Origin of the sequence: Natronomonas salina (assembly GCF_013391105.1) — an archaeon.
Lineage (GTDB): Archaea > Halobacteriota > Halobacteria > Halobacteriales > Haloarculaceae > Natronomonas > Natronomonas salina.
Window position 1 is genome coordinate 2489105 of record NZ_CP058335.1, and the last position, 26171, is coordinate 2515275.

General features: G+C 70.3%; 28 protein-coding genes. 15 read left to right on the plus strand and 13 right to left on the minus strand.

Annotated features, from left to right (window positions below; translation table 11 throughout):
- Positions 1-84 precede the first annotated feature (84 nt).
- From HWV07_RS12945 to radA, 6 genes are all read left to right on the plus strand, one after another.
- Positions 85-366, plus strand: a complete 282-nt coding sequence (locus HWV07_RS12945; protein WP_178334701.1) for a MarR family transcriptional regulator — start codon at positions 85-87, stop codon at positions 364-366.
- A gap of 102 nt (positions 367-468) precedes the next feature.
- Positions 469-1659 (plus strand): MFS transporter, encoded by a 1191-nt coding sequence (locus tag HWV07_RS12950; protein ID WP_178334702.1) that lies wholly within the window; start codon positions 469-471, stop codon positions 1657-1659.
- 83 nt (positions 1660-1742) lie between these two features.
- Positions 1743-2855 carry a pyridoxal-phosphate-dependent aminotransferase family protein gene (locus HWV07_RS12955; protein ID WP_178334703.1) on the plus strand — a complete coding sequence of 371 codons (1113 nt, stop codon included), beginning with the start codon at positions 1743-1745 and terminating at the stop codon, positions 2853-2855.
- Positions 2856-2928: 73 nt separating this feature from the next.
- Positions 2929-5004 carry an NAD-dependent DNA ligase LigA gene (gene ligA, locus HWV07_RS12960; RefSeq protein WP_178334704.1) on the plus strand — a complete coding sequence of 692 codons (2076 nt, stop codon included), beginning with the start codon at positions 2929-2931 and terminating at the stop codon, positions 5002-5004.
- Between the two features lie 215 nt (positions 5005-5219).
- Positions 5220-5822, plus strand: coding sequence for a PspA-associated protein PspAB (pspAB, locus tag HWV07_RS12965; protein ID WP_178334705.1), 603 nt, complete (start codon positions 5220-5222; stop codon positions 5820-5822).
- Between the two features lie 116 nt (positions 5823-5938).
- On the plus strand, positions 5939-6973 hold the full coding sequence (gene radA / locus HWV07_RS12970) for a DNA repair and recombination protein RadA (protein WP_178334706.1): 1035 nt from the start codon (positions 5939-5941) through the stop codon (positions 6971-6973).
- Positions 6974-6985: 12 nt separating this feature from the next.
- Here the strand turns inward: radA and HWV07_RS12975 are convergent, their stop codons facing one another.
- Together HWV07_RS12975 and pheA are read right to left on the minus strand one after the other, a co-directional pair.
- Positions 6986-8260, minus strand: coding sequence for a CARDB domain-containing protein (locus tag HWV07_RS12975; RefSeq protein ID WP_178334707.1), 1275 nt, complete (start codon positions 8258-8260; stop codon positions 6986-6988).
- 246 nt (positions 8261-8506) lie between these two features.
- A complete protein-coding gene (gene pheA / locus HWV07_RS12980; RefSeq protein WP_178334708.1) occupies positions 8507-9310 on the minus strand; it encodes a prephenate dehydratase in 804 nt (267 codons plus the stop codon).
- A 90-nt stretch (positions 9311-9400) separates the two neighbouring features.
- Here pheA and HWV07_RS12985 point away from each other — a divergent pair, with 90 nt between their 5' ends.
- Entirely contained in the window at positions 9401-10285 is an 885-nt protein-coding gene (locus HWV07_RS12985; protein WP_178334709.1) for a hypothetical protein, read from the plus strand.
- A gap of 11 nt (positions 10286-10296) precedes the next feature.
- Here the strand turns inward: HWV07_RS12985 and lpdA are convergent, their stop codons facing one another.
- Positions 10297-11721 carry a dihydrolipoyl dehydrogenase gene (gene lpdA / locus HWV07_RS12990; RefSeq protein ID WP_178334710.1) on the minus strand — a complete coding sequence of 475 codons (1425 nt, stop codon included), beginning with the start codon at positions 11719-11721 and terminating at the stop codon, positions 10297-10299.
- A gap of 128 nt (positions 11722-11849) precedes the next feature.
- Between lpdA and HWV07_RS12995 the strand changes: the two genes are divergently transcribed.
- Positions 11850-12608: a 23S rRNA (uridine(2552)-2'-O)-methyltransferase gene (locus HWV07_RS12995; protein ID WP_178334711.1), complete on the plus strand. Its 759-nt coding sequence runs from the start codon at positions 11850-11852 to the stop codon at positions 12606-12608.
- Here the strand turns inward: HWV07_RS12995 and HWV07_RS13000 are convergent.
- From HWV07_RS13000 to HWV07_RS13015, 4 genes are read right to left on the minus strand one after another with little or no spacing between them, the layout of a single operon-like run.
- On the minus strand, positions 12605-12799 hold the full coding sequence (locus HWV07_RS13000) for a hypothetical protein (RefSeq protein ID WP_178334712.1): 195 nt from the start codon (positions 12797-12799) through the stop codon (positions 12605-12607). The genes HWV07_RS12995 and HWV07_RS13000 overlap by 4 nt on opposite strands.
- Positions 12800-12839: 40 nt before the next feature.
- Complete coding sequence (locus HWV07_RS13005; protein WP_178334713.1) at positions 12840-13574, minus strand: queuosine precursor transporter; 735 nt, start codon at positions 13572-13574, stop codon at positions 12840-12842.
- Positions 13567-13746, minus strand: a complete 180-nt coding sequence (locus tag HWV07_RS13010) for a ribbon-helix-helix domain-containing protein (protein WP_178334714.1) — start codon at positions 13744-13746, stop codon at positions 13567-13569. The genes HWV07_RS13005 and HWV07_RS13010 overlap by 8 nt, the downstream gene beginning before the upstream one ends.
- 42 nt (positions 13747-13788) lie before the next feature.
- Positions 13789-16032 carry a twin-arginine translocase subunit TatC gene (locus tag HWV07_RS13015; protein WP_178334715.1) on the minus strand — a complete coding sequence of 748 codons (2244 nt, stop codon included), beginning with the start codon at positions 16030-16032 and terminating at the stop codon, positions 13789-13791.
- 161 nt (positions 16033-16193) lie between these two features.
- Between HWV07_RS13015 and tatC the strand changes: the two genes are divergently transcribed.
- From tatC to HWV07_RS13035, 4 genes are all read left to right on the plus strand, one after another.
- Positions 16194-16970, plus strand: coding sequence for a twin-arginine translocase subunit TatC (gene tatC, locus HWV07_RS13020; protein WP_178334716.1), 777 nt, complete (start codon positions 16194-16196; stop codon positions 16968-16970).
- Between the two features lie 69 nt (positions 16971-17039).
- On the plus strand, positions 17040-17657 hold the full coding sequence (locus tag HWV07_RS13025) for a histidine phosphatase family protein (RefSeq protein WP_178334717.1): 618 nt from the start codon (positions 17040-17042) through the stop codon (positions 17655-17657).
- A gap of 73 nt (positions 17658-17730) precedes the next feature.
- Entirely contained in the window at positions 17731-18585 is an 855-nt protein-coding gene (locus HWV07_RS13030) for a hypothetical protein (RefSeq protein ID WP_178334718.1), read from the plus strand.
- A 1-nt stretch (position 18586) separates the two neighbouring features.
- Positions 18587-19624, plus strand: coding sequence for a hypothetical protein (locus HWV07_RS13035; RefSeq protein ID WP_178334719.1), 1038 nt, complete (start codon positions 18587-18589; stop codon positions 19622-19624).
- 33 nt (positions 19625-19657) lie between these two features.
- Here the strand turns inward: HWV07_RS13035 and HWV07_RS13040 are convergent, their stop codons facing one another.
- The 3 genes from HWV07_RS13040 to HWV07_RS13050 all read right to left on the minus strand — a co-directional run bounded on the left by HWV07_RS13040 (position 19658) and on the right by HWV07_RS13050 (position 21591).
- Positions 19658-19885 carry a hypothetical protein gene (locus HWV07_RS13040; protein ID WP_178334720.1) on the minus strand — a complete coding sequence of 76 codons (228 nt, stop codon included), beginning with the start codon at positions 19883-19885 and terminating at the stop codon, positions 19658-19660.
- Between the two features lie 69 nt (positions 19886-19954).
- On the minus strand, positions 19955-20815 hold the full coding sequence (gene larE, locus HWV07_RS13045; RefSeq protein ID WP_178334721.1) for an ATP-dependent sacrificial sulfur transferase LarE: 861 nt from the start codon (positions 20813-20815) through the stop codon (positions 19955-19957).
- Positions 20816-20931: 116 nt separating this feature from the next.
- Positions 20932-21591 carry an alpha/beta hydrolase gene (locus HWV07_RS13050; protein WP_178334722.1) on the minus strand — a complete coding sequence of 220 codons (660 nt, stop codon included), beginning with the start codon at positions 21589-21591 and terminating at the stop codon, positions 20932-20934.
- A gap of 117 nt (positions 21592-21708) precedes the next feature.
- Here HWV07_RS13050 and HWV07_RS13055 point away from each other — a divergent pair, with 117 nt between their 5' ends.
- Both HWV07_RS13055 and HWV07_RS13060 read left to right on the plus strand, forming a co-directional pair.
- Positions 21709-21879, plus strand: coding sequence for an HVO_0416 family zinc finger protein (locus tag HWV07_RS13055; protein WP_178334723.1), 171 nt, complete (start codon positions 21709-21711; stop codon positions 21877-21879).
- A 133-nt stretch (positions 21880-22012) separates the two neighbouring features.
- Positions 22013-23857 (plus strand): UvrD-helicase domain-containing protein, encoded by a 1845-nt coding sequence (locus HWV07_RS13060; RefSeq protein ID WP_178334724.1) that lies wholly within the window; start codon positions 22013-22015, stop codon positions 23855-23857.
- Positions 23858-23887: 30 nt separating this feature from the next.
- Here HWV07_RS13060 and HWV07_RS13065 read toward each other — a convergent pair whose 3' ends face one another.
- Entirely contained in the window at positions 23888-24148 is a 261-nt protein-coding gene (locus HWV07_RS13065) for a DUF7533 family protein (protein WP_178334725.1), read from the minus strand.
- A 6-nt stretch (positions 24149-24154) separates the two neighbouring features.
- On the minus strand, positions 24155-24478 hold the full coding sequence (locus tag HWV07_RS13070; protein WP_178334726.1) for a DUF7533 family protein: 324 nt from the start codon (positions 24476-24478) through the stop codon (positions 24155-24157).
- Positions 24479-24566: 88 nt separating this feature from the next.
- Here HWV07_RS13070 and HWV07_RS13075 point away from each other — a divergent pair, with 88 nt between their 5' ends.
- Positions 24567-25163 (plus strand): riboflavin synthase, encoded by a 597-nt coding sequence (locus tag HWV07_RS13075; RefSeq protein ID WP_178334727.1) that lies wholly within the window; start codon positions 24567-24569, stop codon positions 25161-25163.
- Between the two features lie 24 nt (positions 25164-25187).
- On the opposite strand, the gene HWV07_RS13080 is transcribed toward HWV07_RS13075, so the two are convergent.
- A complete protein-coding gene (locus tag HWV07_RS13080) occupies positions 25188-26093 on the minus strand; it encodes a hypothetical protein (protein WP_178334728.1) in 906 nt (301 codons plus the stop codon).
- Positions 26094-26171: the final 78 nt, after the last annotated feature.

Genomic DNA, 26171 nt, shown 5'->3' on the forward strand with positions numbered 1-26171 from the left:
GCGCGGGTCCGCGGGCCGCAACGGCCTCGAGAGCCGCGTCTGCCTCAATCTTTATACCGCTGGCTCACGTCTGTGCCGGTACAGATGGCTGATTCTGACGGGGAAGAACTCTCGGACCTTCCGCCAAGCGCGAAACTCGTCTTCAAAGTGCTCGAGTACAACGGTCCGATGACCCAGAAGGGCATCGTCGAGGAGTCGATGCTGTCGGCCCGGACCGTCCGCTACGCCCTCGAACGGCTCGAGGACATCGACGTCGTCTCCGAGGACGTCTACTTCGCCGACGCCCGGCAGAACCTCTACGAGCTCAGCGAGCCCGTGGAGGCGACCGCCGACGGCGGCACCGACCCCGCCTGCTGCGACGACTGACCGCCATTCTCCGCCGACCGACCGTCGCTCCGCGAACCGGCCACCGTCCGGTGTCGCCCGCGTGTCGCAGGGTAGATAATCCGCCCCGCTCCTAGCTCGGACGTGAACCTCGAGCGCGCCCGCCTGGCGGCCGTCGTCTTCGTCGTCCTGTTCACGCAGCTGCTGGTGTACCCGGGCGTCGAGGACCTCGTCGCGGCGCTGGGCGGCGCCCCGACGCTCGACGCCGGCACCGCGTTCCTCGCGGTCCAGCTGGCCGCCTTCGTCCTCTTCTCGGCGGTGTGGGGCGCCCTCTCCGACCGCGCCGGCCGCCGGGTCCCGTTCATCGTTTCCGGCGCGCTCGGCGGGGCCGTCGCCTACCTCGCGCTCCTCGGCGTCGTCGTCGTCGCCGGCGTCGGCGACTTCCGGCTGGCGCTGGCCCTCCGGTTCCTCGAGGGGTCGTTCACCATCGGCGCCTTCTCGCTGGCCATCACGATGCTGATGGACCTCGAGGGCGGCCACGGCCGGAACATGGGCGCGGCGGGCATCGCCATCGGCGCCGGCGCGGCCCTCGGCGCCCCCATCGGCGGCGCGCTGTACTCGGTCGGACCGCTGGCGCCGATCGCCGCCTCGGCCGTCCTCCTGCTGGCCGTCGCCCTCGCGATGGCGACCGTCCGGGACCGCGCCCCCTCGAACGGCCGCAGTCTCGGGGACGTCTTCGCGGGCCTCCGCCGGACGCCCGAACTCGCGATCCCCTATGCCTTTGGGTTCGCCGACCGCTTCACCGCCGGCTTCTTCGGGCTCGTCGGGACGTACTACTTCCGGGAGACCTTCGACCTCGACCCCATGGCGACCGGGCTCGTCCTCGCCTGCTTCTTCGCGCCGTTCGCGCTGCTCCAGTACCCCATGGGGATGCTCTCGGACCGCGTGGGCCGGGTCGTCCCCATCGTCGCCGGGTCGGTCGGCTACGGGCTGGCCATCCTGGGCGTCGGGCTGGCGCCGACCGTCCAACTCGCCGCCGCCGGCATGGTCGTCGTCGGCGTCCTCGGGGCGCTGGTCGCGCCCGCGACGATGGCGCTGGTCACCGACATGGCCGCCGCCGGCGAGCGCGGCGCCGCCATGGGCGGGTTCAACATCTTCGGCAGCCTCGGCTTCCTCGGCGGCGTCATCGTCGGCGGCGGCGTCGCCTCCCGCTTCGACTTCTTCACGGCGTTCGCCGTCGCCGGCGGCCTGGAGATGGGCATCGTCCTCGTCGCGCTCCCGGTGCTGGTCCGGGTCGTCCCCGACCCGACGGCGACGTTCGGGACGCCGGAGTAGCGCCGCCCGGCCGTCGGCGCGCGGCGGGCATCAAAACTACCATGCCGCCCGGCCGCGAGGGTACACCCACTCAGGTGGTTTCCGTGACCGAGAAACGCGAATACAGGGACGACTATCCCGACAAGACGCTGTACATCCCGGGGCCGACCGAGGTCCGCGAGGACGTCGTCGAGGCGATGTGTGAACCGATGTTCGGCCACCGGATGGACCGGATGACCGACCTCTACACGACCGTCGTCGAGGACACCAAGGAGTTCCTCGGCACCGACAACGAGGTGATCGTCCTCACCGCCTCCGGCACCGAGTTCATGGAGAGTTCGATCCTCAACCTCGTCGACGAGAACGTCCTCTGTACGACCTGCGGCAGCTTCAGCGAGCGGCAGGCCAACGTCGCAGAGCGCCTCGGCAAGGACGTCGACACACTCGAGTACGAGTGGGGGCAGGCGGTCAAGCCCGAGGACGTCCGCGAGCGCCTCGAGTCCGCCGACGCGGACTACGACGCCGTAACCTGTGTGATGAACGAGTCCTCGACCGGCGTCCGCAACCCCATCGAGGAGATCGGCGACGTCGTCGACGAGTACCCCGAGACCTACTTCGTCGTCGACGCCGTCTCGGCGCTGGGCGGCGACTACGTCGACATCGACGCCCACGGCATCGACGTCATCTTCACGTCGGTCCAGAAGGCCTTCGCGATGCCGCCTGGCGTGGCGGTCTGCGTCGTCAGCGACGAGGCCTACGAGCGCGAACTCGAGAAGGACTCCGCGTCGTGGTACGGCGGCTTCCAGCGCTCGCTGGACTACTACGACCGGAAGGGCCAGACCCACTCGACGCCCGCCATCCCCGTCATGCTGGCCTACCGCAAGCAGATGAAGCACATGCTCGAGGAGGGCCACGAGGCCCGCGACGAGCGCCACCGCGAGATGGCCGAGTACACACGGGAGTGGGCCCGCGAGCACTTCGACGTGTTCCCCGAGGAGGGCTACGAGTCCCAGACCGTCGCCTGCATCGAGAACACCCAGGGCATCGACGTCGCCGGGACCATCGAGACGGTCTCCGAGGAGTACGACATGGTCTTCTCGAACGGCTACGGCTCCCAGCTCGGCGAGCAGACGTTCCGCATCGGCCACATGGGCGAGCACGACGTCGAGAGCATCCGGGCGCTGACCGACGCCATCGAAGACGTCGCCGGGCTGTAGCCCGACGGGCAGGTCCGACCGGTCGCGGAGCGAGACGGCCGACTTTTTGCCCCGGGCTGCCGATGCCCCGTCAATGGACGAGCCGCAGGACAACCCCTACGTCTGGGACCCGCCCCTCGACTTCACGCCCGTCGAGGAGCTCGACGAGGCGGCGGCCCGCGAGCAGGTCGAGTTGCTCCGCGAGGCGATCCGCTACCACGACGAGCGGTACTACCAGCGGGCCGACCCGGCCGTCTCCGACCGCACGTACGACCGGCTCTTCTCGCGCCTCCAGGACCTCGAGGCCGAGTTCGACCTGCAGTCCGAGACGAGCCCGACGCAGCGCGTCGGCGGCGAGCCGCTCGACGAACTCGAGACCGTCGAGCACGTCACGCCGATGCTGTCGATCGACTCCTCGGTCGAGGAGGCCGACGTCCGCGAGTTCGACCGGCGGGTCCGCGACCGGCTGGCGAGCGAGGGGTACGAGGGGGCCGTCGACTACCTCTGCGAGCCGAAGTTCGACGGCCTCTCCGTCGAACTGGTCTACGAGGACGGCGAACTGCAGCGGGCGGCCACCCGCGGCGACGGCCAGCGCGGCGACGACGTGACCGCCAACGTCCGGACGATCCGGTCGGTGCCGCTGGAGCTCCGCGGCGACCACCCCGACTTCCTCGCGGTCCGCGGCGAGGTGTTCATGCCGAAGGACGCCTTCCAGCAGTACAACCGCGAGCGCATCGAGCGCGGCGACGACCCCTTCGCCAACCCCCGGAACGCGGCCGCCGGCACCCTCCGACAGCTCGACCCCTCCATCACCGCCGAGCGGCCGCTGGACTGCTTCGTCTTCGACGTGCTCGACGACGGCGGCTACGGCTTCGAGACGCGGGTCGAGGAACACGAGACCGTCGCCGAGTGGGGGTTCCGCGTCGACGACCACACGCGACCGGTCGACGGCGTCGACGGCGCCGTTGCGTTCCGCGACGAGATGCTCGACGCTCGAGACGACCTCGACTACGAGATCGACGGGACCGTGATTAAGATCGACGACCACGACGCCTGCGACCTGCTGGGGTCGACCGCGCGGGCGCCGCGGTGGGCCTACGCCTACAAGTTCCCCGCGCGGAGCGAGGTGACGACCGTCCGGGACGTCGTCGTCCAGGTCGGCCGGACGGGCCGGCTGACGCCCGTGGCGCTGCTCGACCCCGTCGAGGTCGGCGGCGTGGAGGTCTCTCGGGCCTCCCTGCACAACCCCGAGCAGATCGCCGAGCTCGGCGTCGCGCTCGGCGACAAAGTCCGGCTCAAGCGTGCGGGCGACGTCATCCCCTACGTCGAGGAGGTCGTCGAGTCCGAGGGCGACGGCCACTTCGAGTTCCCCGACCAGTGTCCGGTCTGCGACAGCGCGGTCGAGCGGGAGGGCCCGATGGCGTTCTGCACCGGCGGGGTGGCCTGCCCCGCCCAGCTCCGCCGGGCCGTCCAGCACTACGCCTCGCGGACCGGACTGGACGTCGAGGGCCTCGGCGAGAAGGCCGTCGACCAGCTGATCGACGAGGGACTGGTCGAGGGGCTGCCAGACCTCTACGACCTGACCGTTGCGGAGCTGGCCGACCTCGAGGGCTGGGGCGAGCGCAGCGCCGAGAACCTGCTCGCCGAACTGGAGGCCAGCAAGGAGCCGCCGCTGGCGGACTTCCTGTCGGCGCTAGGCGTCCCCGAGGTCGGCCCGACGACCGCGGCCGACATCGCACGACACTTCGGGACGCTCGACGCGGTGATGGACGCGTCCGCCGAGGAGCTCCAGGCGGTCGACGGCGTCGGTCCGACCGTGGCCGAGGAGATCGCCGAGTTCTTCGACAGCGAGCGGAACCGCGAGGTCGTCGCGGCGCTCCGCGAGCGCGGCGTCGAACCGCAGGCGGCCGAGACCGCGGGTGACGCGCTCGAGGGACTGACGTTCGTCTTCACCGGGTCGCTGGAGGACCTCACCCGCGGCGAGGCCCAGGAGCTGGTCGAGGCCAACGGTGGGTCGGCGACCTCCAGCGTCTCCGGCAACACGGACTACCTCGTCGCCGGCGAGAACCCGGGGCAGAGCAAGCGCGACGACGCCGAGGCCAACGACGTCCCGATCGTCGACCGGACGGAGTTCGAGGCGCTCCTCGACGAACACGGCATCGACGTGTAGCGAACAGGCGGGACGGCTCGCTCGCGGCGTTGACCGCTCGCGTCGAGGTTTCTCGCTGCGCTCGAAACCTCGCGTTCGCCAGCCCGTGTCCCGCGCACCTGCTCCGGCGGACTGGCGTCGATGGCTCAGGGCACGGCGCCGCTGGCCGCGTCCTCCTACATGAACCGTCGCCCGGCAGCGCCGCGTATAAGCGTCGCGCGCACGGAGCATCGGCAATGGGAGTGTTCGATTCGATCCGGCAGGTCCTGGGGTTGAGCGCGGAGGCCGACGCCAGCCGCGACGCCGACCCGGAGGACCTCTTCGGCATGTCGACGGCGTACCTGACGATGGAGGCGGACCTCGACTTCGCCCCGACGGGCGACGCGGCGCTCTGCTTCGCCAACGTCGACAGCACTGCCTTCTCGCGCGCCCGCGATGAGGTGGAGGCAATCCTGGAACTCGGCGAGGAGGAAGCGGGGACGACCGCGGACTTCGTCGAGGACAGCCACGGCTACCACTGGGTCGTCCTCCACGACTCGGACTTCGAGAGCCTGGTGACGAGCGTCCACTTCGCCGCCGACACGCTCGTCGAGGCGGGGTTCGGGTCGCGGCTGCTGGCGGCGCTGTTCGCCTTCGACCGCGACGAGAAGACCGCCTACTGGGTGTACTCCTTCCGGCGCGGGGCGTTCTATCCGTTCATCCCGACGGGCAACCACGAGCGCGACCAGAAGGTCGAGTTCAAGCTCGAGAGCGTCCTCGACGGCGAGCTGGAGGTCGAGGACGACACCGCCTACTGGTACCCGATGTGGCCCGAGGGCGACGCCCACCCCTGGGGCTGACGCCTCGCTTCTAAACCTTCGGCGACCCGACGACGGCGCCCCCGTCACGGCTGCCAGTTTCACTTTCACTTGGGTGTTAACGAGCCTTTATGTACCGTGCGGACAGAGGAACGTCCATGGCAGCAACCGCAGACCTCGAAGACCTGCCGGGTGTCGGTCCCGCCACCGCAGAGAAGCTCAGCGAGAACGGCTACGACTCCTACCAGAGCCTCGCGGTCGCCAGTCCCGGCGAGCTCTCCAACACCGCCGACGTCGGCGAATCCAACGCCAACGACATCATCCAGGCCGCCCGAGAGGCGGCCGACATCGGGGGCTTCGAGACCGGCGCCTCGGTCCTCGAGCGCCGCGAACAGATCGGCAAGCTCGAGTGGCTCATCCCCGAGGTCGACGAGATGCTCGGCGGCGGCGTCGAGACCCAGTCGATCACCGAGGTGTACGGCGAGTTCGGCGCCGGCAAGTCCCAGGTCACCCACCAGCTCGCGGTGAACGTCCAGCTCCCGAAGGAGGTCGGCGGGCTGCACGGTCGCTGCATCTTCGTCGACAGCGAGGACACGTTCCGTCCCGAGCGGATCGACGAGATGGTCCGCGGCCTCGACGACGACGTCATCCAGGCCGCGATGGACCAGCGCGAGATCGAGGGCTCGCCCGGCGACGAGGCCGCGATGACGGAGCTCGTCGAGTCGTTCCTCGACAAGATCCACGTCGCGAAGGCGTTCAACTCCAACCACCAGATCCTGCTGGCCGAGAAGGCCAAGGAGATCGCCGCGGAGTACGAGGACGAGGAGTACCCCGTCCGCCTGCTCTGCGTCGACTCGCTGACCGCCCACTTCCGCGCGGAGTACGTCGGCCGTGGCGAACTCGCCGACCGACAGCAGAAGCTCAACAAGCACCTCCACGACATCGACCGCGTCGGCAACCTCTACAACGCGGCCGTCGTCGTCACCAACCAGGTGCAGTCGAACCCCGACGCCTTCTTCGGCGACCCGACGAAGCCCATCGGCGGCAACATCCTCGGCCACAAGTCCACCTTCCGGATGTACCTGAAGAAGTCCAAGCAGGACAAGCGCATCGTCAAGCTCGTCGACGCCCCGAACCTCCCCGACGGCGAGGCGGTCATGCGCGTGAAGGGCGAGGGCCTCAAGCCCGAGTAACCGGGTCCCGGCTCACCGCCGCCGTTCGTCGAACTTGCTGAGCATCGAGTCGTCGCTCTGCCACCGGACCGCTCCGGCCACGAGGATGGCGCAGGCGACGATGATCGCCGCCCCGAGGATGAGGAATCCCAGGTCCATCCCGGACTCCTCGTTCGGCCCCGCGGACTCGGCCTCGTCGTTCCCGACCGAATCGTCGACCCGGAGTTCGCCCGCTTCGACGCCGTTGACCGCAACGGTCCCCGACTGGGCCTCGAAGGGGATGCTCACCTCGGTCCGCTCGCCCGGCCCCAGCGTCACCTCGGTCTGGGCGACCTGCTCGCCGTCGATGGTCACGTTCAGCGTCGCCTCGAGCTGCTGGTCGGTGGGGTTCTCGACCGTCGCCCGGGCGGTCGTCTCGACGCCCGACTCGACCATGTCCGCCGGGACCACGGCGTCGATGACCTCCACGCCACCCTGGGGGTCGGTCTCGCGGGGCGTCACCTCCACCGTTCCGGCGTCGGCGTTGTTGACGGAGACGTCGTACTCGCCGGGGTTCTCGAACTGCACCTGGTAGGTGACCGTCTGGACGTCGCCGCCCTCGACGAAGACCTCCTCCGTCGCGACCGGATCTCCGTCGACCTGCAGTTCCGTCTCGTAGGTCCCGGCCTGGTCCCCCCGGTTCTCCACCATCGCGGTCACCTCGACGTACTCGCCGACGGTCACCGAATCGCTGCCGAGCGCGTCGACGACCTCGAAGGTGGCCGCCGACGGCGTGTCGGTCGGTTGCGGGGTCGGTGTCGGCGTGTCGGTCGGCTCCGGCGTCGGCGAATCGAAGAACCAGCCGCCGTCGTCGTCGTCGTCGTCCGCCTCCGTCTCGGTAGGCTGGGGCGAGTCGGTCGGCTGCGGGGTCGGTGTAGGCGTGTCCGCCGGCCCCGGCGTCGGCGACGACTGGTTGGTGTCGTTCTGACCGCCGCCCGACCCCGTATCGTTGTCGGTGGTGTTGTTGGTGTCGTTGTTGCTCTGGTAGTCCTCGTTCGGCGCCTCGGAGTACGACCCCTGCGCCATCGAACCGCCCTGCTGGCCGGTCGATGCCGACTCGTCGTCGCTGGCCGTGTCGCTCGCATCGCCTCCGGCTGTCGTCGCGGACGGCTGTCGGTCGGCGTCGCCGTGGGACGCCGGGGCATCGTCGCCCGGTCCGGCGTCAGACGGGAGTGCGACCTCCCCGGCGTCGTCGGTGATGACGGCTCCGGTGACGACGCCTCCGAGCAGCACTACTGTGACCAGACTCAACGCGGCGACCGATCTCATTGCCGGCACGAAACACCTCGAGCAGATTGTTATACGCACGCATCAGACCGGGTAACAGCGTCCTATTGTGACGTGTCCCCGTGGCACGATTCCGCCGATGGCCGGGCGGTCGGCGGCGCTATACGGAAGACTCGTCGAGCCCGTCCCGTATCCCGTCCTCGTTCTCGAAAGCCGCCGCTCCCCGGTCCGGAACGCGGTGGAAGCACCAGGGAAAGCCGCTCTTAATCTCGGCCGTCCCCGAGACCTTTATAAAACGTGCTCGGTGTCGTAGGAACCCAGCACCCGGACCCAGCCGTTCGAGGCGATTTCCCGGAGCTCGTCGACGGCCTCCTGGGCGCGCTCCTCGTACAGCCCGGCGGCGAAGTCGAAGTGGAAGATGTAGTCGCCGAGGCGCTCGCCGCTCGGGCGGGACTCCACCCGCGAGAGGTTGATGTCCCGGTCGGCGAAGGGCTCGAGCATCTCGAGCAGCAGCCCCGGGTAGTTCGTGTTGGGGTAGACGACGACGGTGCTCTTGCCGCCGGCGTCGTCGCGCTCGGTCTCCGGGGCGAGGACGACGAACCGGGTGGCGTTGGAGGTACTGTCCTGGATGTCCCTCGCGAGCACCTTCAGGTCGTCGCCGGCGGTGGCCGGGTGCGCGATGGCGGCGACGGAGGCGTCCTCGCGGGCGCGTTCGACCCCTCGGGCCGTCGAGGCGACCGCCTCGGTCGCGGCGCTGGGGTACTCCCGGGAGAGGTACTCGCGGCACTGCGCCAGCGCCTGCGGGTGACTCGCGACGGAGTCGAACTCGCTGGCCTGCGCGAGCAGGGCGTGCTGGATCGGCGTGACGATCTCGCGGACGATGGCGACGTTCCGGTCGGCCAGCGCGTCCAGCGACTCCGTCACCGACCCCTCGATGCTGTTCTCGATGGGGATGACCCCACGCTCGTACTCGCCGCTGGAGACCCCCTCGACGATGCCGGTCACCGACTCCACGAAGTCGATCTCGTCGGCGACCGACATCGCCGCGCGGTGTGAGTACGTCCCCTTCGGACCGAGCGTCAGCGCCTTCATTGCCCCCCGGTAGCGGGCGGGGTGGCAAAAGCCCACTGGGTGCGGGGTGGCCGCTCCGCTATTTATGTGCACCCCGGCCGAGGCAGTTGTATGCGCAATCCACCGCTCCGCCTGGGTAGCCTCGCCGTCGGCGCCCTCGCGGCGATAGTCACCCTCGCCTACGGCGTGGCCACCGACCTCGTCCGACTCCCCGCCACCCCCGGCGTCCCCTTCGGCGAGGTGCTCGTCGCCGCGACGCTCGCCGTCGTCCCGTTCGCCGTCGGCGCCGGCGCGGCCGCACTCGCGCTCCGCCACCGTGTCGTGTTGCCGCTCGTCACCGCGACCGTCTTCGCGGTCCTGCCGGCGCTCCTCGGCTGGCACGCCGACCAGGTACTCGTCGGCGTCCTCGTCGCCGGCCCCTTCGTGGTCGTCGTCGCGCTCGGCGAGACCCTGGCGCGGGCCTGGCTCGGACGCCTTCGGAATCCGCCGACGGAGGCCGGCTACCGCGCGCTGTCGGTCGGCGTGATGGCCGCACTCCTCTACTTCGGCGTCTTCGCCCTCCGCGCCGCGCTGCCGCTGTGGCGCCTCGACACCGGCGCGCCGGCGACGCTGCCCCCCGCCGCGGATCTCGCGCTGACGCTCTGGTACGTCCTCGGCGCCTCGCTCGTCCTCGTCGGCCTGCCCGTCGCGCTGCACCGGCGGTTCGACCTGCTCGCGCCGCTCGTCGGCCTCGTCGCGTACCTGCTCGTCGACCTCGCGTACCTCCAGCCGCTGGTGGCCGAGGGGGCGGAGCTGGTCGTGGTGCTGCTGGTGGGCGTCTGGCCGCTGCTCGCGGCGGCGTTCACGGGTGTCGGGGCCGTCGAGTGGTGGCTCCGCGACCGCCGCGGCGAGTACGACGAACCCGAGGACGACGGTGACGAAGGAGGGGAGGGCGGCGATAGTGGCGAGGGCGGCGGACTGTCGCTGGAGGGCGGGCTGTTCGGCGACCGGGTGTAGGCCGGTGCGGGCTACCGGTTCAGGGTGTGCGTCGCCTTCCCGAGCGCGTTGGCCGCGGCCTCGCCGACGGCCTCCGAGAGCGTCGGGTGGGTGTGGATGGTCCCGGCGACGTCCTCGAGTTGGGCGCCCATCTCGACGGCGAGGCCGACCTCGGCGACCATCTCCGAGGCGTCGGGGCCGACGATCTGGGCGCCGAGGACGAACCCGGTCTCCTCGTCGGCGACGATCCGGACGAAGCCGTCGGTGTCGTCGAGCGTCAGCGCGCGGCCGGAGGCCCGCAGCGGCATCTGGCCGACGACGGGGTCGAAGCCCTCCGCCTCCGCCTCGTCCTCGGTCAGTCCGACGGTGCCGACCTCGGGGTCGGTGAAGACGGCCGCGGGGACGGCCTGGTGGTCCAGGGCGGCGGGCTCGCCGGCGATGACCTCCGCGGCGACCTCGCCCTCCCGGTAGGCCTTGTGGGCGAGCATCGGCTCGCCGGCGACGTCGCCGACGGCGAAGACGTGGTCGACGTCGGTGCGGGCCTCGTGGTCGGTCTCGACGAACCCCCGGTCGTTCGGCTCGAGGCCGACCGCCTCGAGGTTCACCGTGTCCGTGACCGGCCGGCGGCCGACCGCGACGAGCACCTTCTCGGCGGTGTACTCGCCCGTCTCGCCGTCCTCGGTCTCGGTGGTGACGAAGGCGTCGGTGCCGGTGTCCTCCCACCCCTGGGCGGTCTCGCCGAACTCGAACCGGACGCCGAGGTCCTCGGCGCGCTCGCGGACGAGGCGCGTGACGTCGTCCTCGTAGCCCGGGAGGATGTCGTCGAGCATCTCGACGACGGTGACCTCGGTGCCGAGCTTCGCGAGCACGGTCGACAGCTCCATGCCGATGTAGCCGCCGCCGACCACGAGCATGGACTCGGGGACCTCATCGAGGTCGAGGACGTGCGTCGAGCTGAGGATGCGCTCGCCGTCGAACTCGAAGCCCGGCAGCTCGATCGGCCGGCTCCCGGTGGCGACGACGGCGTGCTCGAACTCGATGGACTCGCTGCCCTGCCCCTCGCCGCCGTGGGCGACCCGGACAGTGTTCTCGCCGGCGAACTCGGCGCGTCCCTCGACGAGGTTGACGCCGCTGGCCTTGCAGAGCTTCTCGACGCCGCCGGTCAGCTGGTCGACGACGCCGTCCTTCCAATCGACCATCCCCTGGACGTCGACCGCGGGGTCGGCGTGGACGCCCATGTGCTCGGCGCCGCCGGCATCGTGGGCCACGTCCGTCGCGTGGACGAGCGCCTTCGAGGGGATGCAGCCCTCGTTCAGGCAGGTGCCGCCGTAGGCGTCCATCTCCACCAGCGTGACGTCGAGGTCGAGCTGTCCCGCGCGGATGGCGGCGACGTAGCCGCCCGGGCCGCCGCCGATGATCAGTACGTCCGTCCCTGTCGCGATGTCTCCGACGACCATTCGTTGTCCGTCACCTCGTCGGCTGGGGGTAAAAAACGGCAGGAATTGCCGAACGCCCACGCGTCGCCGCCCGCGGCCGGCTAACGAAGCGCGTATCAGTTCCGGCCCGTTACGTCCACCAACTGACCATGGCTCGCAAGGACGACTACTACAACCGGGCGAAACAGGAGGGCTACCGGTCCCGGGCCGCCTACAAGCTCAAGCAGATCGACGCGGACGCGGGGCTGTTCGGCGAGGGGAACACGGTCGTCGACCTCGGGGCCGCCCCGGGCGGCTGGCTGCAGGTCGCGACGGAGGAAGTCGGCGACTCCGGGTCCGTCGTCGGCGTCGACCGCCAGGGTATCGAGCCCATCGACGGCGTCGAGACCGTCCGCGGGGACATGACCGACGAGGAGACCCGCGAGGAGATCGTCGACCGGGTGGGCGAGGCCGACGTCGTCGTCTCCGACATGGCGCCGAACATGACCGGCGAGTACTCCCTGGACCACGCGCGGTCGGTCCACCTCGCGCGGATGGCCTTCGAGACGGCCCTGGAGCTGCTGGCGCCGGGCGGGGACTTCGTCGCGAAGGTCTTCGAGGGCCCGGACACGGACGACCTCCGGGCGGACATCGACGAGGAGTTCGAGTACGTCCGGACCATCCACCCCGACGCCTCCCGGGACTCCTCCTCGGAGCTGTTCATGGTGGCGAAGGGCCGGCTCACGGCACCGGTCCGGGAGGGCGACACGGTCGAGGTCGAGATCGAGGACGTCGGCCGCGAGGGCGACGGCATCGCGAAGGTCGAGGGGTACACGCTGTTCGTCGCCGGCGCCGAGGAGGGCGAGACCCTGCAGGTCCGCGTCACGGACGTCAAGCCGCGGTTCGGCTTCGCCGAGCGGGTCGACTAGCGCTCCTCGCGGTCGCGCTCCAGTTCCTCGACCCGCCGCTCGAGTTCCTCGACGCGGTCGGCGTCGCCGCCGCCCCCACGTTTGGCCAGCAACAGCGCCACGAGCAGCACCGGCAGGCCGAACAGCAGCAGAATCAGGAAGATAATTAGGAGTTCGGGACCGCCGGGGACGCCCAGCTGGAGGGGGAGCATACCCGTCCGGTTTCGGCCCGCCGGGAAAAACGTTCCCCGCTCAGCGCGGCGCCACGCCCCGCGGCGCCTCGGTCCGGCGGACGGCGCCCGTGATCAGGTAGACGAACGGCGTGTCCAGCAGCGCGATGAGGAGCTTCAGGAGGTACTGGCCGACCATCAGCGAGACGACGGCGGCGGTCGGCAGCTGCGGCCCGAGGCCGAGGTGCTGCGGGAAGACCCAGAAGGCGACGCCGACGAAGACGACGGTGTCGAGCAGCTGGCTCGTCCCCGTCGAGGCGATGTTCCGGAGCCAGAGGTGGTCGCCAGCCGTCGCCTCGCGGAGCCGCTCGAAGACGACGACGTCGTAGTTCTGGCTGACGAGGTACGCCAGCAGGCTGCCGGCGACGATGTTGGTGGAGGCCCCGAGGACGGTCGCGAAGGCCGCCGGGTCGATGCTGGAGGGCGCCGCGGGCGCGAGGATGGTGCTCCAGACGAGCGCGAGCACGAGGAAGTTGATCGCGAAGGCGACGTTGACGAGCACCTGCGCCGCCCGCCGGCCGTACAGTTCGGTGTAACAGTCCGACGCCAGGAACGTCAGCGCGTACGCCAGCGCCGCGCCGGGGAGGGCGAGCTGGTCGCCCGCCAGCGGCACGGAGGCGCCGAACGGGACCCCGAACTGCAGGACCTTCGAGGCGGTCAGCTGTGCGGTGGCCAGCGACGCGACGAAGACGGCGGCGAGGACGACCGCGCCGACGGGCAGCGCCGGCCGGCGCGGCCGGCTGGCCACCTCACTCATCGGTCGCCTCCAGGCGGTCGTGGCGGGCGTCGATCTCGTCGAGGAGGTCCAGGTTCTTCCGGATCGACGCGCGGATCGCGTCGCTGCGGTTGACGAACTTCCCCCCGTCGCCGACGTGCTCGTCGAGGTCGTCTAGCAGCTCCTGTGGGATCTCGACGCTTATCTTGGGCATACCCGGGGAGTACCGGGCGAATATCTTAACCCCATCGGAGCGTCAGTCCGCCGGTTCGGCCGGGTCGTGACTGCGGCGGCCGCCCAGCGTGATCACCCACAGCAGCCCCAGGCCGAGCCCGTAGGCGGCGACGACCGGGACGCCGAGCAGGAACATCGTGAAGACGCCGCGGGGCGAGAAGAACGCCCCGACGGCGAGGACGGCGATGGTGAACTCCCGCCAGCGGTTGCGCATCGACCGGTAGGGGACGATGCCGCCGGCGTGGAACAGCAGCATCGAGATGGGGATCATCGAGAGGATTCCGATGCCCACGGTGAGGAAGAACACGAGCCAGCCGTAGTTGTTGACCCGGTAGGCGATGATCATCTCCGCGTTCAGGACGTCCGTGGCGAGCCAGGAGATGACGGTCGGCGCGACGTAGATGAATCCGAGGACGCTGCCGACGGTCATCGCTGTCAGGAGGCTGCCGCCCCACACCAGGAGGACGCGACGGTCGCCGCGGGCGAAGCCGCGCTCCTTCAGCGACGGCCACGCGTAGTAGAGGACGAGCGGCAGCGTCGCCGCCGCGCCGAGGATGACGGAGACCTTGATCATGAAGATGAGGGCCTCGACGGGGTGGAGCGTGACGATGGAGACCTGCTCGGCGGTGAACTGGTCGGGCATCCGGCTGACGAACTGCCCGTGGAGGACCGCGATGCCGCCCTGGTAGAGGCCGACGAACGTCGCCGCCATCACGGCCATGAAGATCCCCACCAGCCGGAACGACTTCGAGGTGAGGCTCTCCGCGACGAACGCGATGTCGTAGGCGTAGCCGCCGATGTCGTCCTCGTCGACGTCGTCCTCGCTGAACGCCCCGAGGATGCCGGCGCCCCGCCGCGCGAGGATTCCGGAGTCGTCGTCCTCGTCTTCGGACGCGCCCTCGTCCGGTTCGACGTCGACGCCGGACCCGCCCGAGGCGGCCGTCTCGTCGTCGGCCTCCGGGTAGTGGAAGTCGTTCGGCGAGACGTCCTCCTCCGGCGGCTGGGCGTCGTCGAAGCGGTCGAGGATGGCCTGGGCGCGCTCTGGGTCGTCGTCGTTCATCGCCTGGCTCGCCAGCTCGACAGCCTCGTCCTCGTCGAGTCTGACGAAGGCGGCGGCGGGGGCGGCGCGGATGCCGGCCTCGTCGAGCTCCGAGAGGTCGATCTCGGCGGGGTCGCCGCCGGCGCTGTCGGCGACGGCGTAGCGGTCGCCCTCGGGCTCCTCGAGGCCGTCGTAGACCAGGTACGCCAGGCCGGCGAGGCCGGCCAGGAGGCCGTAGAAGGCGGCGGCGACGCCGACGTAGACGTCGCGGCCGAGGCCGTACGCCTCCTCGGCCGGGAGGAACCGGTAGCTCGACCCGACCGTCGCGAGCCCCTCGTTGACCGCCTCGACGCCGCCGTAGGTGTAGAAGGCGAAGGTGGCGGCCGCGCCGACGAACAGCAGGCCGGCGAGGACGTTCCAGCGGTCGCGGATCGTCCCCGGGACGTCGATGGAGTCGCTGGAGCGCTTGGTCGTGACGAGGATCTTCGAGACGTACAGCGAGATGCCGTAGAGGACGACGAGCGGCACCGCCCACATGATCTGGGTGAACGGGTCCGGCGGCGAGAACAGCGCGCCGAAGACGAAGATGGCGAGGACGGCGTACTTCCACTTGTCGCGGAAGGTCTCGTAGGGGACGATGCCGGTGTACGACAGCGAGCTCATCACCAGCGGTAGCTGGGCGGCGAGCCCGAACGACATCGACAGCAGGAAGATGAACTGCGCCCACATCGCGATGGAGTAGGTGGGCTGGAAGCCGGCGGCCATGGCGTTGCCGGCGAGGAACGAGAACATCAGCGGGAAGAAGAGCTTGTAGGCGTAGGCGACGCCGCCGGCGAACAGCAGCGCGGCGATCAGCACGAAGGCGGCCAGCTTCCAGCGGGGGAGGTTCTCGGGCCAGCGGCCGCGTTCCTTCAGGGAGTCACGGCCGAAGTACGCGAGCGCCGGCAGCGCGAGGAGGACCCCCGCGACGAGGCCGATCTTCGCCTGCAGCAGGATGACCTCGAAGGGCGTGATGGCGACGACGACGATGTCGGGGTGGGCGTTCAGGTCCCGGCGGAGAATCTCCCAGATGTACAGCCGGAGCAGCGAGAACGTCCCCATGAACCCGATCACGAAGACGATGAACACCTTCTGGAGGTGCTTTTGGCCGGCCCGGAGGAAGGAGCCGAGGTGCTGTCGGCCCTCCGCGACCGTCTGGGCGACGTCGTCGTCTACGGCGCTAGACACGAGTGAAAGTTGACTACTCGCGGTTATCAACCTTTTCCGTTCGCGCTCTCGCTCCGCCCCCCGAGAACGGCGGCCTTCGCAGCCGAGGCCGGCGTCTGCGCGACCCCCCGCTCTCGCCGGCGACGAGAAGGCTTACAAACGGCGGTGCCCGACCTTGGCGTATGGTCGAGTCCGCCGACGGGGGATACGACGCCGACGAGGGACTGGTCGGCGAGGGCCCCGAGACCGACCAGGAGATGCCGCTGGCCGACCACATCGAGGAGATGGTCTACCGGCTCGGCGTCGTCCTGGTCGTCATGGCCATCGTCTCCGGCCTCGTCTTCCCCTTCGGCGACTACATCATCAACTTCCTGTGGTACTCGGTGCTCCCGGGCGGCGACGTCGCTCGCCCTCGGGTTTACCACCCCCTGGGGCTCATCCTCGCGCGGCTGAAGGTCGCCACCCTCGGCGGCTTCGTCATCGCCCTCCCCGTCTTCGTCTACCAGACGTACCTGTTCATGCGCCCCGGCCTCTACGAGCACGAACGCCGCTACTACCTCGCGTCCGTCCCGGCGAGCCTCGTCCTCGCCGCCGTCGGCGTCCTGTTCGCGTACTTCCTCATCCTCCCCGCCATCTTCACGTACTTCCTGTCGTACTCCGAGCAGTCCGTCGACGCCATCGCCTTCGGGCTCTCCCAGACGTTCGACCTCATCGTCCTCATGATGGGGCTGTTCGCCGCCGTCTTCCAGATCCCGCTGTTCGTCATGCTCGCCATCATGATGGGGCTGACGACGCGGGCGTGGCTCGCGAGCAAGCGCCTGTACTTCTGGGGGGCGTTCCTCGGCATCGCGTTCCTCTTCAGCCCCGACCCGACCGGGATGGCGCCCATCATGGTCGCCGCGACCATGATCGGCCTCTTCGAGTCGACGCTGCTGGTCCTCAAGTGGGTCGGGCGCTGACCGCACCGACATCCCCCGCCGCCGGCGCCGGTGGGGAAAGCTCATAGCCGCCGGCTGGCTACCGCCGCTATGACGCGTGTGGTCGCCGTCCGCCACGGCGAGACCGACTGGAACCGCGAGGGCCGGCTGCAGGGGTGGGCGCCCGTCCCCCTCAACGATACCGGCCGCGAGCAGGCCGCCGCCGCGGGCGCGTGGCTCGCCGACGAGTACGACGTCGACCGGGTCTTCGGCTCCGACTCCCTGCGGACCCGGCAGACCGCCGAGGCGATTCTCGAGTCCTTCGGCGACCTCCCGGCCGAGTACGAGCGCCACTGGCGGGAGCGGCACCTCGGCATCTACCAGGGGCTGACCTACGCCGACGTCGAGGAGCGGTTCCCCCGGTTCGGCCTCGGCGAGTCGGCCCACGAGGCCGCGCTAGCGGTCCCCGAGAGCGGCGAGTCCCTCCGGGACGTCGCCGACCGGGTCACCGACCGCTTCGCCGAGGTCGTCGACGAGCACGCCGGCGAGACGCTGCTCGTCGTCACCCACGGCGGCCCGCTGCACGTCCTCCTGGGCTACGCGAAGGGCCTGTCGCTGCAGGACGCCCTCGGGACCCACCACCAGTCGAACTGCGGGGTCAACGAGTTCCGCGCCGACGGGGACGACGTCGAGGTCGTCCGCGGGAACGTGACGGAGTGGCGGGACTGATGGCGGACCGACGTAGTGCCCCGGACTGCACCGGGGGTAGGGCTAACTGGTGTGCCCGTCGTAGCGGGGAACCATGAACCGAGAAGAGGGATCGACCCACCGGTCGCGCCGGGAACTGCTGTCGGCGCTCGCGGGCCTGGCCGCGGCGCCGGCCCTCGCCGGACTGGGCGCCGGGACCGAGGATACCGTCGGACTGGGCGGCTTCAACGACGACGACGGCTGGTTGCCGGCGGAGGGAACTGAACTGACGCGCGTCGAACGCGGCCCGTGGTCGACGGCGGCATCCGCTGGCGAGCGTGCGCTCCGGGCGACCGCGGACGGCGCGAGCGTCCCCGCCATCACCCGACCCGCGGACGCCCTCGAACTGCTCGAGACGCCCTACCTGACCGCGGACGTCGTCCCCGGCGTCGCCGGGTTCGACGGCCCGGTCGCCTTCGAGTTCCGCCTCGCTCGCGGCGGCGCCGAGGGCCGGGATCGCGAGGTCGTCGCCCGCTCCGACCCCGTCGCCGTCCGGCAGGCGGTCCCCGGGCGCGTCTACTGGGACGCGTCGGCGGTCGACCCGCTCGCCGCCGGCAGGGCGACTCACCTCGAGATTGCGTGGTACCCCGCGTCCCGGGACCGCGGCGACGACCCCGACGGGGAAGCAGCGGCCGCACCCTATCGTGGCGCCGTCATCGTCGACGTCGTCCGGGCGAGCGGCACCCCCGACGCCGTCGCCGCGGCCCGGTTCGTCCGGGCGATCCGGCGCCTCGAGGCCGACCACGGCTCCCACGAGCGGACCGAGGTCACCGAACGCGGCCCGACCGCCGACGCCGGGCGGTTCGTCTTCGCGGACGGCGCGTCGGTACCGTACCGATTCGCGGCGGCCGACGGCGGCTTCCGGCTGACCGTCGCGGGCGAGGCCGTCGAGTTCGAGGGTGGTGTCTGAGATGCCGCGGATCGACACCGCCGCCACGACGCTGACGCTGCTCCCCGGCCACAGCGAGGACACGCCCGGCGACGGGCACGCACACGACAGCGCGATGCCGGACTACGACGGGAAGTCGCTGGACGCCTGGTTCACCGCCGACCACGTGACCGACTACCCCGACGACCTCGAGGCGGCCCTCGAGATGCGCCGGGACCTCCCCGAGTACGACGAGCGCCTGCGTCGGCACCGCCTCATGAACCGGATCGAACTCGGCTTCGCCACCCCGGACGGCCGGCGCGTCAGGCCCGAGACGGTGCGCCACGACACGAACGCCGACCGGAAGCCCTCCTACGTCGCCGTCGAGGGCCAGTCCGGCGAGGAGAACGTCGTCCACGATATCGTCGAGCGGGACGACCTGGAGTGGTTCGACAACCGGTCGAAGCTCCGCGCCGAGATCGACCGCCTCGAGAGCGGCGTCGTCCGCGAGACCGTCCGGGGCGTCGAGGGCGTCCGCGCTTCGGTGCTCCTCGGCGGCCGGGACACGTACATCGTCGTCATGAAGGAGAAGTTCGACGAACTCGGCCCCGTCGCCTTCCTCGAGACGACCGGGATGGACGCCGAGGCCGTCCCCGCCTTCGTCGTCCAGCCCCCGACGATGTACACCTTCCTCGACGTCGTCGCCATGGCCGACGGCGCGACGCTCGCCCGGGTGTGGGACGTCAGCCCCTACCCGAAGCACTACCTCTACGCCGACGGCCGCAAGCGCGACGAGACGCCCTTCGAGGAGGGCGAACACTGGGAGCGCCGCGAGGACATGAACCAGCGGTTCGGACAGTGGGTCATGGAGGAACAGCAGCCGCGGACGCCCTTCTCCAACTGCATCCCGGGCGCCTACGAGCAGTACGTCGGCGCCGCCACCCTGTTCGACCCCGTCCGGGGGCTGCACCACGGCGAGGACGGCGACCGGCTGACCGCCGACGAACTCATGATCCGGTTCGGCGCGCCGCTGTTCCCCTGGCACTCCCGCGAGACCGTGGATACTGCGGACGAAGACTGACCGCCAGTCGACGGAGTTCCTCACCAAATCCCGTCACTGCGGCCTGGCGGGTGACCCGGCTTCGCCCGCGCTTCGGCGCCGGTAGTACGCCCCGAGCAGCAAGAACGGAAGCAGCAGCCACGCCGGCAGGACGAGCGCCGCGACCGGGTCCGGGAGCGCGTCGAGTGGCAGGACCGACAACGCGGCCGCGGCCCTGATCCAGACTCCCAGCAGCGCGACGAAGCCGACCACCTTCAGCGCCTCCGCGACCCGGTCGTCCATGGTGATCTACTCGGTCCCGGGACTATTGAAATTTTCCGCAGGCAAGAAGAACGACCGTTCCAGGCGCTCTCAGTCGTCGCCGGTCGGGTACTCCGCGTCGAGGACGTCCGCCTCGTCCGGGGTCTCCTCGGGCGAGACGCTCCCCGTCCGGTAGCCCGCTAGATCCAGCGTCACGTGGTCGAAGCCCAGGTCCCCCACGTGCTCCCGCGCCGCCGCGGCGAAGTCGGGGTCCAGCGCCCGCTCGAGTTCGTCCTCGCCGACCTCGATGCGCGCCAGCCCGTCGTGGTCGCGGACCCGGAACTGCTCGAAGCCCCACGTCCGGAGCAGCCGTTCGGCCTTCTCGACCCTCGTGAGCCGCTCCTCCGTCACCTCCAGGCCCGTCGGGATGCGCGACGAGAGGCAGGCCATCGACGGCTTGTCGGCCACCGACAGGTCGTAGTGCCGCGCGATCTCGCGGACCTCCTCCTTCGCGATGCCGTGCTCCAGCAGCGGCGAGTAGGCGTTCAGCTCCTCGACCGCCCGGAGGCCGGGCCGGTGGCCCTCCCCGGGGTCTGATGCGTTCGTCCCGTCGCAGACCGTCTCGATGTCCAGCTCCCGCGCCTTGTCGAACATCCGCCCGAGGCGCATCGACCGGCAGTGGTAGCACCGCTCGTCGCCGTTCGCCACGAACGCCTCGCTGTCCAGCTCCGAGAACGAGACGATCTCGTGGCGGACGCCGATCTCCTCGGCGACCCGGGTGGCGTCCTTCAGTTCGGCGGCCGGCAGCGTCTCGCTCTTCGCCGTGCACGCGACGGCGTCCTCGCCGAGCGCCTCGTGGGCGAGCGCGGCGACCACCGCGGAGTCGACGCCGCCGGAGAAGGCGACGACGACCCCGTCGAAGGACCGCAGGTCCTCGACCGCGGCCTCGCGCTTCGCCTCGACACTGGTCATGTCCTGTGCCTGGGGGTGCGCGTAGAAAAGCCCAGCGTCACTAGAGAGGGGTTTTCTCAGATGAGCGTGGCAACTGCTGGTCCGCTAAGTCTCCGAAACCCTCGGTCGGCTGGGGCTCAGTACCGCCCTTCCAGCCACTGTACGACGTCGGTGATCTCCTCGGGCGTCGTCCCGTGGCCGACGCCGTAGCGCTCGAACCGCACGTCGGCGCCGTCCCCCTCCAGCAGTTCGGCGGCGCGCTCGGCGCGCTTCGGGGGGATGACCTGGTCCATCGCGCCGCAGCCGACGAAGACGGGCTTGTCCTCGGCGCTGGCGACCTCGTCTTCGTGTTTCTCGGCGAGGTAGCCGTTCAGCGCGACGACCCAGCGGTAGGCGTCGGGGCGCTCGAGCAGCGCCGAGAGGCTGGTGATGGCGCCCTGGCTGAAGCCCAGTAGGCCGACGCGCTCGGGGTCGAGGTCGTACGCCTCGACGGCCGCCTCGACGAACTCGTGGACGAGGTCCAGGCTCCGGCGGAACCCCTCGGGGTCGGGCTGGCTGTTCTCGAGGCCGCCGTCCGAGAGGTCGAGGTCGTACCAGGTGTAGCTGTTCGGCCCGCCCATCGACTGGGGCGCGCGGACGCTCAGCACGTCCAGGTCCTCGGGCAACTGGGCGCCGATGGGCAGCAGGTCCCGCTCGTTCGTCCCGCGGCCGTGGATCAGCACGACGGCGGGGGCGTCCGACTCGGCCGAACCCGGCCGGTACTCGTGGACCAGCGGGAGGTCGGGAGCGTCGCTCATACCGGGAGCACGCGCCGGACCGACTAAAGGGACCGGTGGGACTTGTGTTACGGCACCGTCTCGCGTGTGAAGAACTACCACAGGCTTTATTGGCGCCGTCCGCCAACGGAGACCTGTATGGCGACCGCGAACGACGACATCTTCGACGAGTTCCTCGAGGAACGTGGCCACGAGACCGACCCCGCCTCCTGGGAGCGCGACTACAACAAGAAGCGGTGTCCCGACTGCGGCGGCCTCCACGGACTCGAGGCCTCGACCTGCTCCGTCTGCGGCTGGCGACCGAACTGACCGGCCGCCCCGCTCCTCCTCGGCGTCCCCGCAGCCTCCGTTCCCTCCCCGCTCACTCTCCGTGCCGTTCGCCGGCGTTTCGGCGCGCGGAGCAAGCACGCTATTTATACTTCAGGACGGTCTCTAGATACCAATGGCCGATTCCACCCACGTGACACGACTCTTCGGGGGCCCCGGCAGTGGGAAGACCACTGCGCTCCTCGACCGGGTCGACGAGATGCTCGACGACGGCGTCGCGGTCAACGACATCCTGGTCGTCTCCTACACCCGCGCGGCGGCCGCCGAGGTCCGCGACCGCCTCGCCGAGCGGCTCGACTGCACGCCGAAGTCCCTGCGCGGCAACGTCTGTACGATGCACGCGAAGGCATACGAACTGCTGAACCTCTCGCGGGGCGACGTCGTCGGCGAGAAGCACAAGGAGGAGTTCTGCGACGAGTACGGCCTGGAGTTCGAGGACGAGTACAAGTCCTCGCGCCGGCGATCGGCCCGCTCGACGACCCTCGGCAACAAGATCATCGCCACCTCCCAGTGGCTCCAGCGGACCGAGCGCGACGTCGCCGACTGGTACGACGTCCCCTTCCAGTGGAACGAGGAGGAGGTCCGCCTGCCGCCGGACATCGACGACAACGCCCAGACCGGCAACAAGTACACGCCGACGTGGCCCAGCGACGACGACCGCGTCGACATCCCCGAGGCCATCCGCGCGTGGCGGACCTACAAGGGCGAGGAGGGGGTCGTCGGCTTCGCCGACATGCTCGAGCGCGTCCAGCAGCGGTCGCTGCTGCCGAACGTCGAGCACCTCGTCATCGACGAGTTCCAGGACATCACGACGCTGCAGTACGGCGTCTACGAGGAGTGGAAGCCCCACATGGAGAGCGTCCTCATCGCCGGCGACGACGACCAGGTCGTCTACGCCTGGCAGGGCGCCGACCCCGCGCTGCTGCTCGACGAGGAGGTCGACGACGACATCGTCCTCCCGAACTCCTACCGGCTGCCATCCCGCATCCTCAACGTCGTCAACACGGAGATCGAGCACATCGAGAAGCGCCAGGACAAGGACCTCAAGCCGCGCAAGCAGGGCGGCGTCGTCGAGGCCGTCCCGTCGCCGTCGATGCTCGACCTCGTGCGGAACGTCCGCGGCACCCTCGAGGAGGACGAAGAGGGCAGCGTGATGGTGCTGTTCCGCGCGCGCTACCAGATGTTCCAGTTCATGGACGAGTTCATCGACGAGGGCATCCCGTTCACGTCGCTGACCGACCAGCGGATGTGGACCGACCGCCTGCGCGGCTACGTCGACGCCATCGTCGCCGTCGACGAGGACGAGCCCATCGACGGCCTGCAGGCCCAGCGCCTCGGCGAGATGCTCGCCGAGAGCGCCTTCGGCACCGGCGAGCGCCAGGACTACTTCGACGCGCTCGACGAGATGCAGGACGCCGAGGGGGTCGACGACCTCACCGACATGGAGGTCGCCCCCGACTTCGTCGACGACCACGCGCCGTTCGCGCCCGGGCCAGCCTCCGCCGCGGACATGCTCACGAAGGTCTCGAACTTCCAGGAGCGCTCCGTGAAGGCGTACTTCAAGGGCGACTACCGCGGGATGGACCCCACGCGGCTCCGCCTCGGCACCATCCACTCCGCGAAGGGCCGGGAGGCCGACCACGTCTTCGTCGCGACCGACCTCACCGAGAAGGTCGTCGAGCAGATGGCCGCCTCGGTCGAGGACCCGGAGGACGTCCCCGGCGTCACCGAGTTCAACAAGCATTCCGACCCCGTCCCGACGCTGACCGACAACGAGCGCCGGGTCTTCTACGTCGGGATGTCGCGGGCCCGCGAGCGGCTCGTCCTCCTGGAGAACCTCGTCGACGGCGCGCCGACGCTCCCCATCGACGTCCTCCTGCACAACGAGCCGGTGGACCTGTCTCTCGAGGAGCTCATGCGCGACGCCCAGGAGGCCGGCGCCGAGGCGACCGCCGACTGACCGGCTCGGAACCACACCGCCGCTTCGACGCTACGTCTCCCCGTCCCCGTCGTCGCTGCCGCCCCTGCGCCGCCACGGCCGGTAGTTCTTCAGCCGCCTGACGCGGCCGACCGTCTTGTCGGTCAGCCGGACGTAGACGTACTCGCTGACCGCCAGCAGCCCCAGCGCCGCGACCAGGAAGAACGCGCCCAGGCCGTACTGGCCCTCCAGCAGGTTGAAGACGCCGACCATCGCGACCGGGCCGGCGACCACGAGCGTGCCGACGAACTGCAGCGACCTGACGACGCCCATCCGTGCTCACTCCCGGGCGTCGTCGGCGTGGCCGCTGCCACGTTTGTCGGCGTGGCCGCTGCCACGTTTGTCGGCGTGACCACCGTCGCGTTCGTCGCCCGCGTCGGGGTCGGCGGCGTCGCCGAGGACGACGTCGCTCGCGCCGCCGAGGAGCTCGCCCTTGAGGTCGGGGAGGTAGTACTGTCCGAGGAGCAGCGCCGCGCCGAGCCCGAGGAAGACGGCCCCCGTCACCGGCCGATCGCCGAAGACCAGGAACTCGATCCCGAGGAGGGCGATGGGGATCGCCAGCACGGCCGTCCCGTACAGCGAGATGGTGTCGATGAGGCCCATTGTCGGGTAGTCGTCGCTGGACGGGAAAAGCCCGCCGCTCCCGCCCGGATTACGACACGCTTTCGGCGCCCCCCGGCGTAGCCGGGGTATGTTCACCGGCATCGTCGAGGAGACGGGGGAGATCGTCGACGTCCACGACGGCCCCGAGGGCCGCCGGATCCGCGTCGCCGCCTCGTTCTGCGAGGACCTCGAGCACGGCCAGAGCATCGCCGTCAGCGGGGCCTGCCTGACCGTGGAGGACTGGAACGCCGACGACTTCGAACTGTTCTGCTCCGAGGAGACGCTGGAGCGGACGTACCTCGACGAGGTCGAGGTCGGGGACGCCGTCAACCTCGAGCGGGCGCTGCCCGCCGACGGCCGCTTCGACGGTCACTTCGTGCAGGGCCACGTCGACGGCGTCGGCGAGGTAACCGAGATCGAGCAGGTGGGAGATGACTGGTACTTCGGGTTCTCGCTGCCCGAGGAGCTGGCGCGGTACGTCGTCGAGAAGGGGTCGATCTGCGTGGACGGCATCTCGCTGACCGTCGCGGACCTCCGGGACGACGACGGCGACTTCGTGGTCGCCATCATCCCCGCCACGTACGACCTGACGACGCTCTCGGGGAAGGCCGTCGGCGATCCGGTGCACCTCGAGGTCGACGTCGTCGCGAAGTACGTCGAGCGCCTCACCGAGGGGTACGTCTGAACGGTCTCCAGCAGTTTCGCCCGACTACCCGACCAGCGGCAGGTTCTCGCGGACCTTCTCGGCCAGCGACATCGCCTCGTAGCGCTCCCGGAACGTGGCGCGGTTGGCCTCGTCGAAGAAGTGGTTCGTCGCGAGGAGGTACTCCTCGGTCACCGCGCAGCCGACGCAGACCGGCTCGCCGGTGAGCCGCTCGGTCCTGATATCGGCCTCGCAGCTGATGCTGCCGCAGTTGCCGCAGTAGGTGTAGGTGGCCGCCTCGGGGCCAGCGGTCTCGCAGTGGTCGCAGCGCCGGACGCCGTCGTCGCGGACGACGTGGCGCTCGCCGGCGGCGTCGTACTCGTAGTGGTGGCGGTGGTCGCCGAGTTCGACGGCCGCGTCGACGCGGGGGACGTACAGCGGCCGCATCGAGCGCAACGAGACGTCGTCCGGGACGGGGCGGCACTCCGTGGTGAACTCCTCGCCGCCGTCGGTGTAGGTGACCTCCTCGGCGAGCAGCTCGCAGAGCCGTTCGGTCACCCACTCGCGGACCGCCTCGCCGGTCTCCCGGAAGCGGACGGCGCCGCCGCCGTGCTCGCTCTGGGCGTCCTCGAGGGAGACGGCCTCGACGCCGACGAGGTCGACGAGGTCGTCGGGCGCCAGCCGCGGGCCGCGGTCGTCGGCCTCGACGACGACGTGGTCGCGGCTGTCGACGCGGTGGACGACCTCGCCGCTCGCTTCGAAGGTCCCGCGGGTGACCGCCTCGACGTCGACGACCGGAAGGTAGCGGATCGCCACCTCCGGCTCGGGCAGCTCGTCCCGTGACGGCGCGTTCTCGACGTCCTCGAAGACGTCGTAGAGGACGCGCTCGGGGTCGCCGACCGGCAGCGTCTGCTCACAGAGGATCCGGTACCCCTCGGACCCGGTCCCCGGGCGGTCTTCCTGGCCTGTCACTGGCGGGTCTGGGCACCGCCCCGGCAAAAAGACGCCGCCCGGAACAGCCGGTGAGTGGGCGCCGAGACGGCGGTCGAG

Coding starts and splice junctions, on each gene's coding strand:
- HWV07_RS12945 (WP_178334701.1), top strand. CDS start 85: ATGGCTGATTCTGACGGGGAAGAACTCTCGGACCTTCCGCCAAGCGCG.
- ligA (WP_178334704.1), top strand. CDS start 2,929: ATGGACGAGCCGCAGGACAACCCCTACGTCTGGGACCCGCCCCTCGAC.
- pspAB (WP_178334705.1), top strand. CDS start 5,220: ATGGGAGTGTTCGATTCGATCCGGCAGGTCCTGGGGTTGAGCGCGGAG.
- radA (WP_178334706.1), top strand. CDS start 5,939: ATGGCAGCAACCGCAGACCTCGAAGACCTGCCGGGTGTCGGTCCCGCC.
- HWV07_RS12975 (WP_178334707.1), bottom strand. CDS start 8,260: ATGAGATCGGTCGCCGCGTTGAGTCTGGTCACAGTAGTGCTGCTCGGA.
- pheA (WP_178334708.1), bottom strand. CDS start 9,310: ATGAAGGCGCTGACGCTCGGTCCGAAGGGGACGTACTCACACCGCGCG.
- HWV07_RS12985 (WP_178334709.1), top strand. CDS start 9,401: ATGCGCAATCCACCGCTCCGCCTGGGTAGCCTCGCCGTCGGCGCCCTC.
- lpdA (WP_178334710.1), bottom strand. CDS start 11,721: ATGGTCGTCGGAGACATCGCGACAGGGACGGACGTACTGATCATCGGC.
- HWV07_RS12995 (WP_178334711.1), top strand. CDS start 11,850: ATGGCTCGCAAGGACGACTACTACAACCGGGCGAAACAGGAGGGCTAC.
- HWV07_RS13000 (WP_178334712.1), bottom strand. CDS start 12,799: ATGCTCCCCCTCCAGCTGGGCGTCCCCGGCGGTCCCGAACTCCTAATT.
- HWV07_RS13005 (WP_178334713.1), bottom strand. CDS start 13,574: ATGAGTGAGGTGGCCAGCCGGCCGCGCCGGCCGGCGCTGCCCGTCGGC.
- HWV07_RS13010 (WP_178334714.1), bottom strand. CDS start 13,746: ATGCCCAAGATAAGCGTCGAGATCCCACAGGAGCTGCTAGACGACCTC.
- tatC (WP_178334716.1), top strand. CDS start 16,194: ATGGTCGAGTCCGCCGACGGGGGATACGACGCCGACGAGGGACTGGTC.
- HWV07_RS13025 (WP_178334717.1), top strand. CDS start 17,040: ATGACGCGTGTGGTCGCCGTCCGCCACGGCGAGACCGACTGGAACCGC.
- HWV07_RS13030 (WP_178334718.1), top strand. CDS start 17,731: ATGAACCGAGAAGAGGGATCGACCCACCGGTCGCGCCGGGAACTGCTG.
- HWV07_RS13035 (WP_178334719.1), top strand. CDS start 18,587: ATGCCGCGGATCGACACCGCCGCCACGACGCTGACGCTGCTCCCCGGC.
- HWV07_RS13040 (WP_178334720.1), bottom strand. CDS start 19,885: ATGGACGACCGGGTCGCGGAGGCGCTGAAGGTGGTCGGCTTCGTCGCG.
- larE (WP_178334721.1), bottom strand. CDS start 20,815: ATGACCAGTGTCGAGGCGAAGCGCGAGGCCGCGGTCGAGGACCTGCGG.
- HWV07_RS13050 (WP_178334722.1), bottom strand. CDS start 21,591: ATGAGCGACGCTCCCGACCTCCCGCTGGTCCACGAGTACCGGCCGGGT.
- HWV07_RS13055 (WP_178334723.1), top strand. CDS start 21,709: ATGGCGACCGCGAACGACGACATCTTCGACGAGTTCCTCGAGGAACGT.
- HWV07_RS13060 (WP_178334724.1), top strand. CDS start 22,013: ATGGCCGATTCCACCCACGTGACACGACTCTTCGGGGGCCCCGGCAGT.
- HWV07_RS13065 (WP_178334725.1), bottom strand. CDS start 24,148: ATGGGCGTCGTCAGGTCGCTGCAGTTCGTCGGCACGCTCGTGGTCGCC.
- HWV07_RS13070 (WP_178334726.1), bottom strand. CDS start 24,478: ATGGGCCTCATCGACACCATCTCGCTGTACGGGACGGCCGTGCTGGCG.
- HWV07_RS13075 (WP_178334727.1), top strand. CDS start 24,567: ATGTTCACCGGCATCGTCGAGGAGACGGGGGAGATCGTCGACGTCCAC.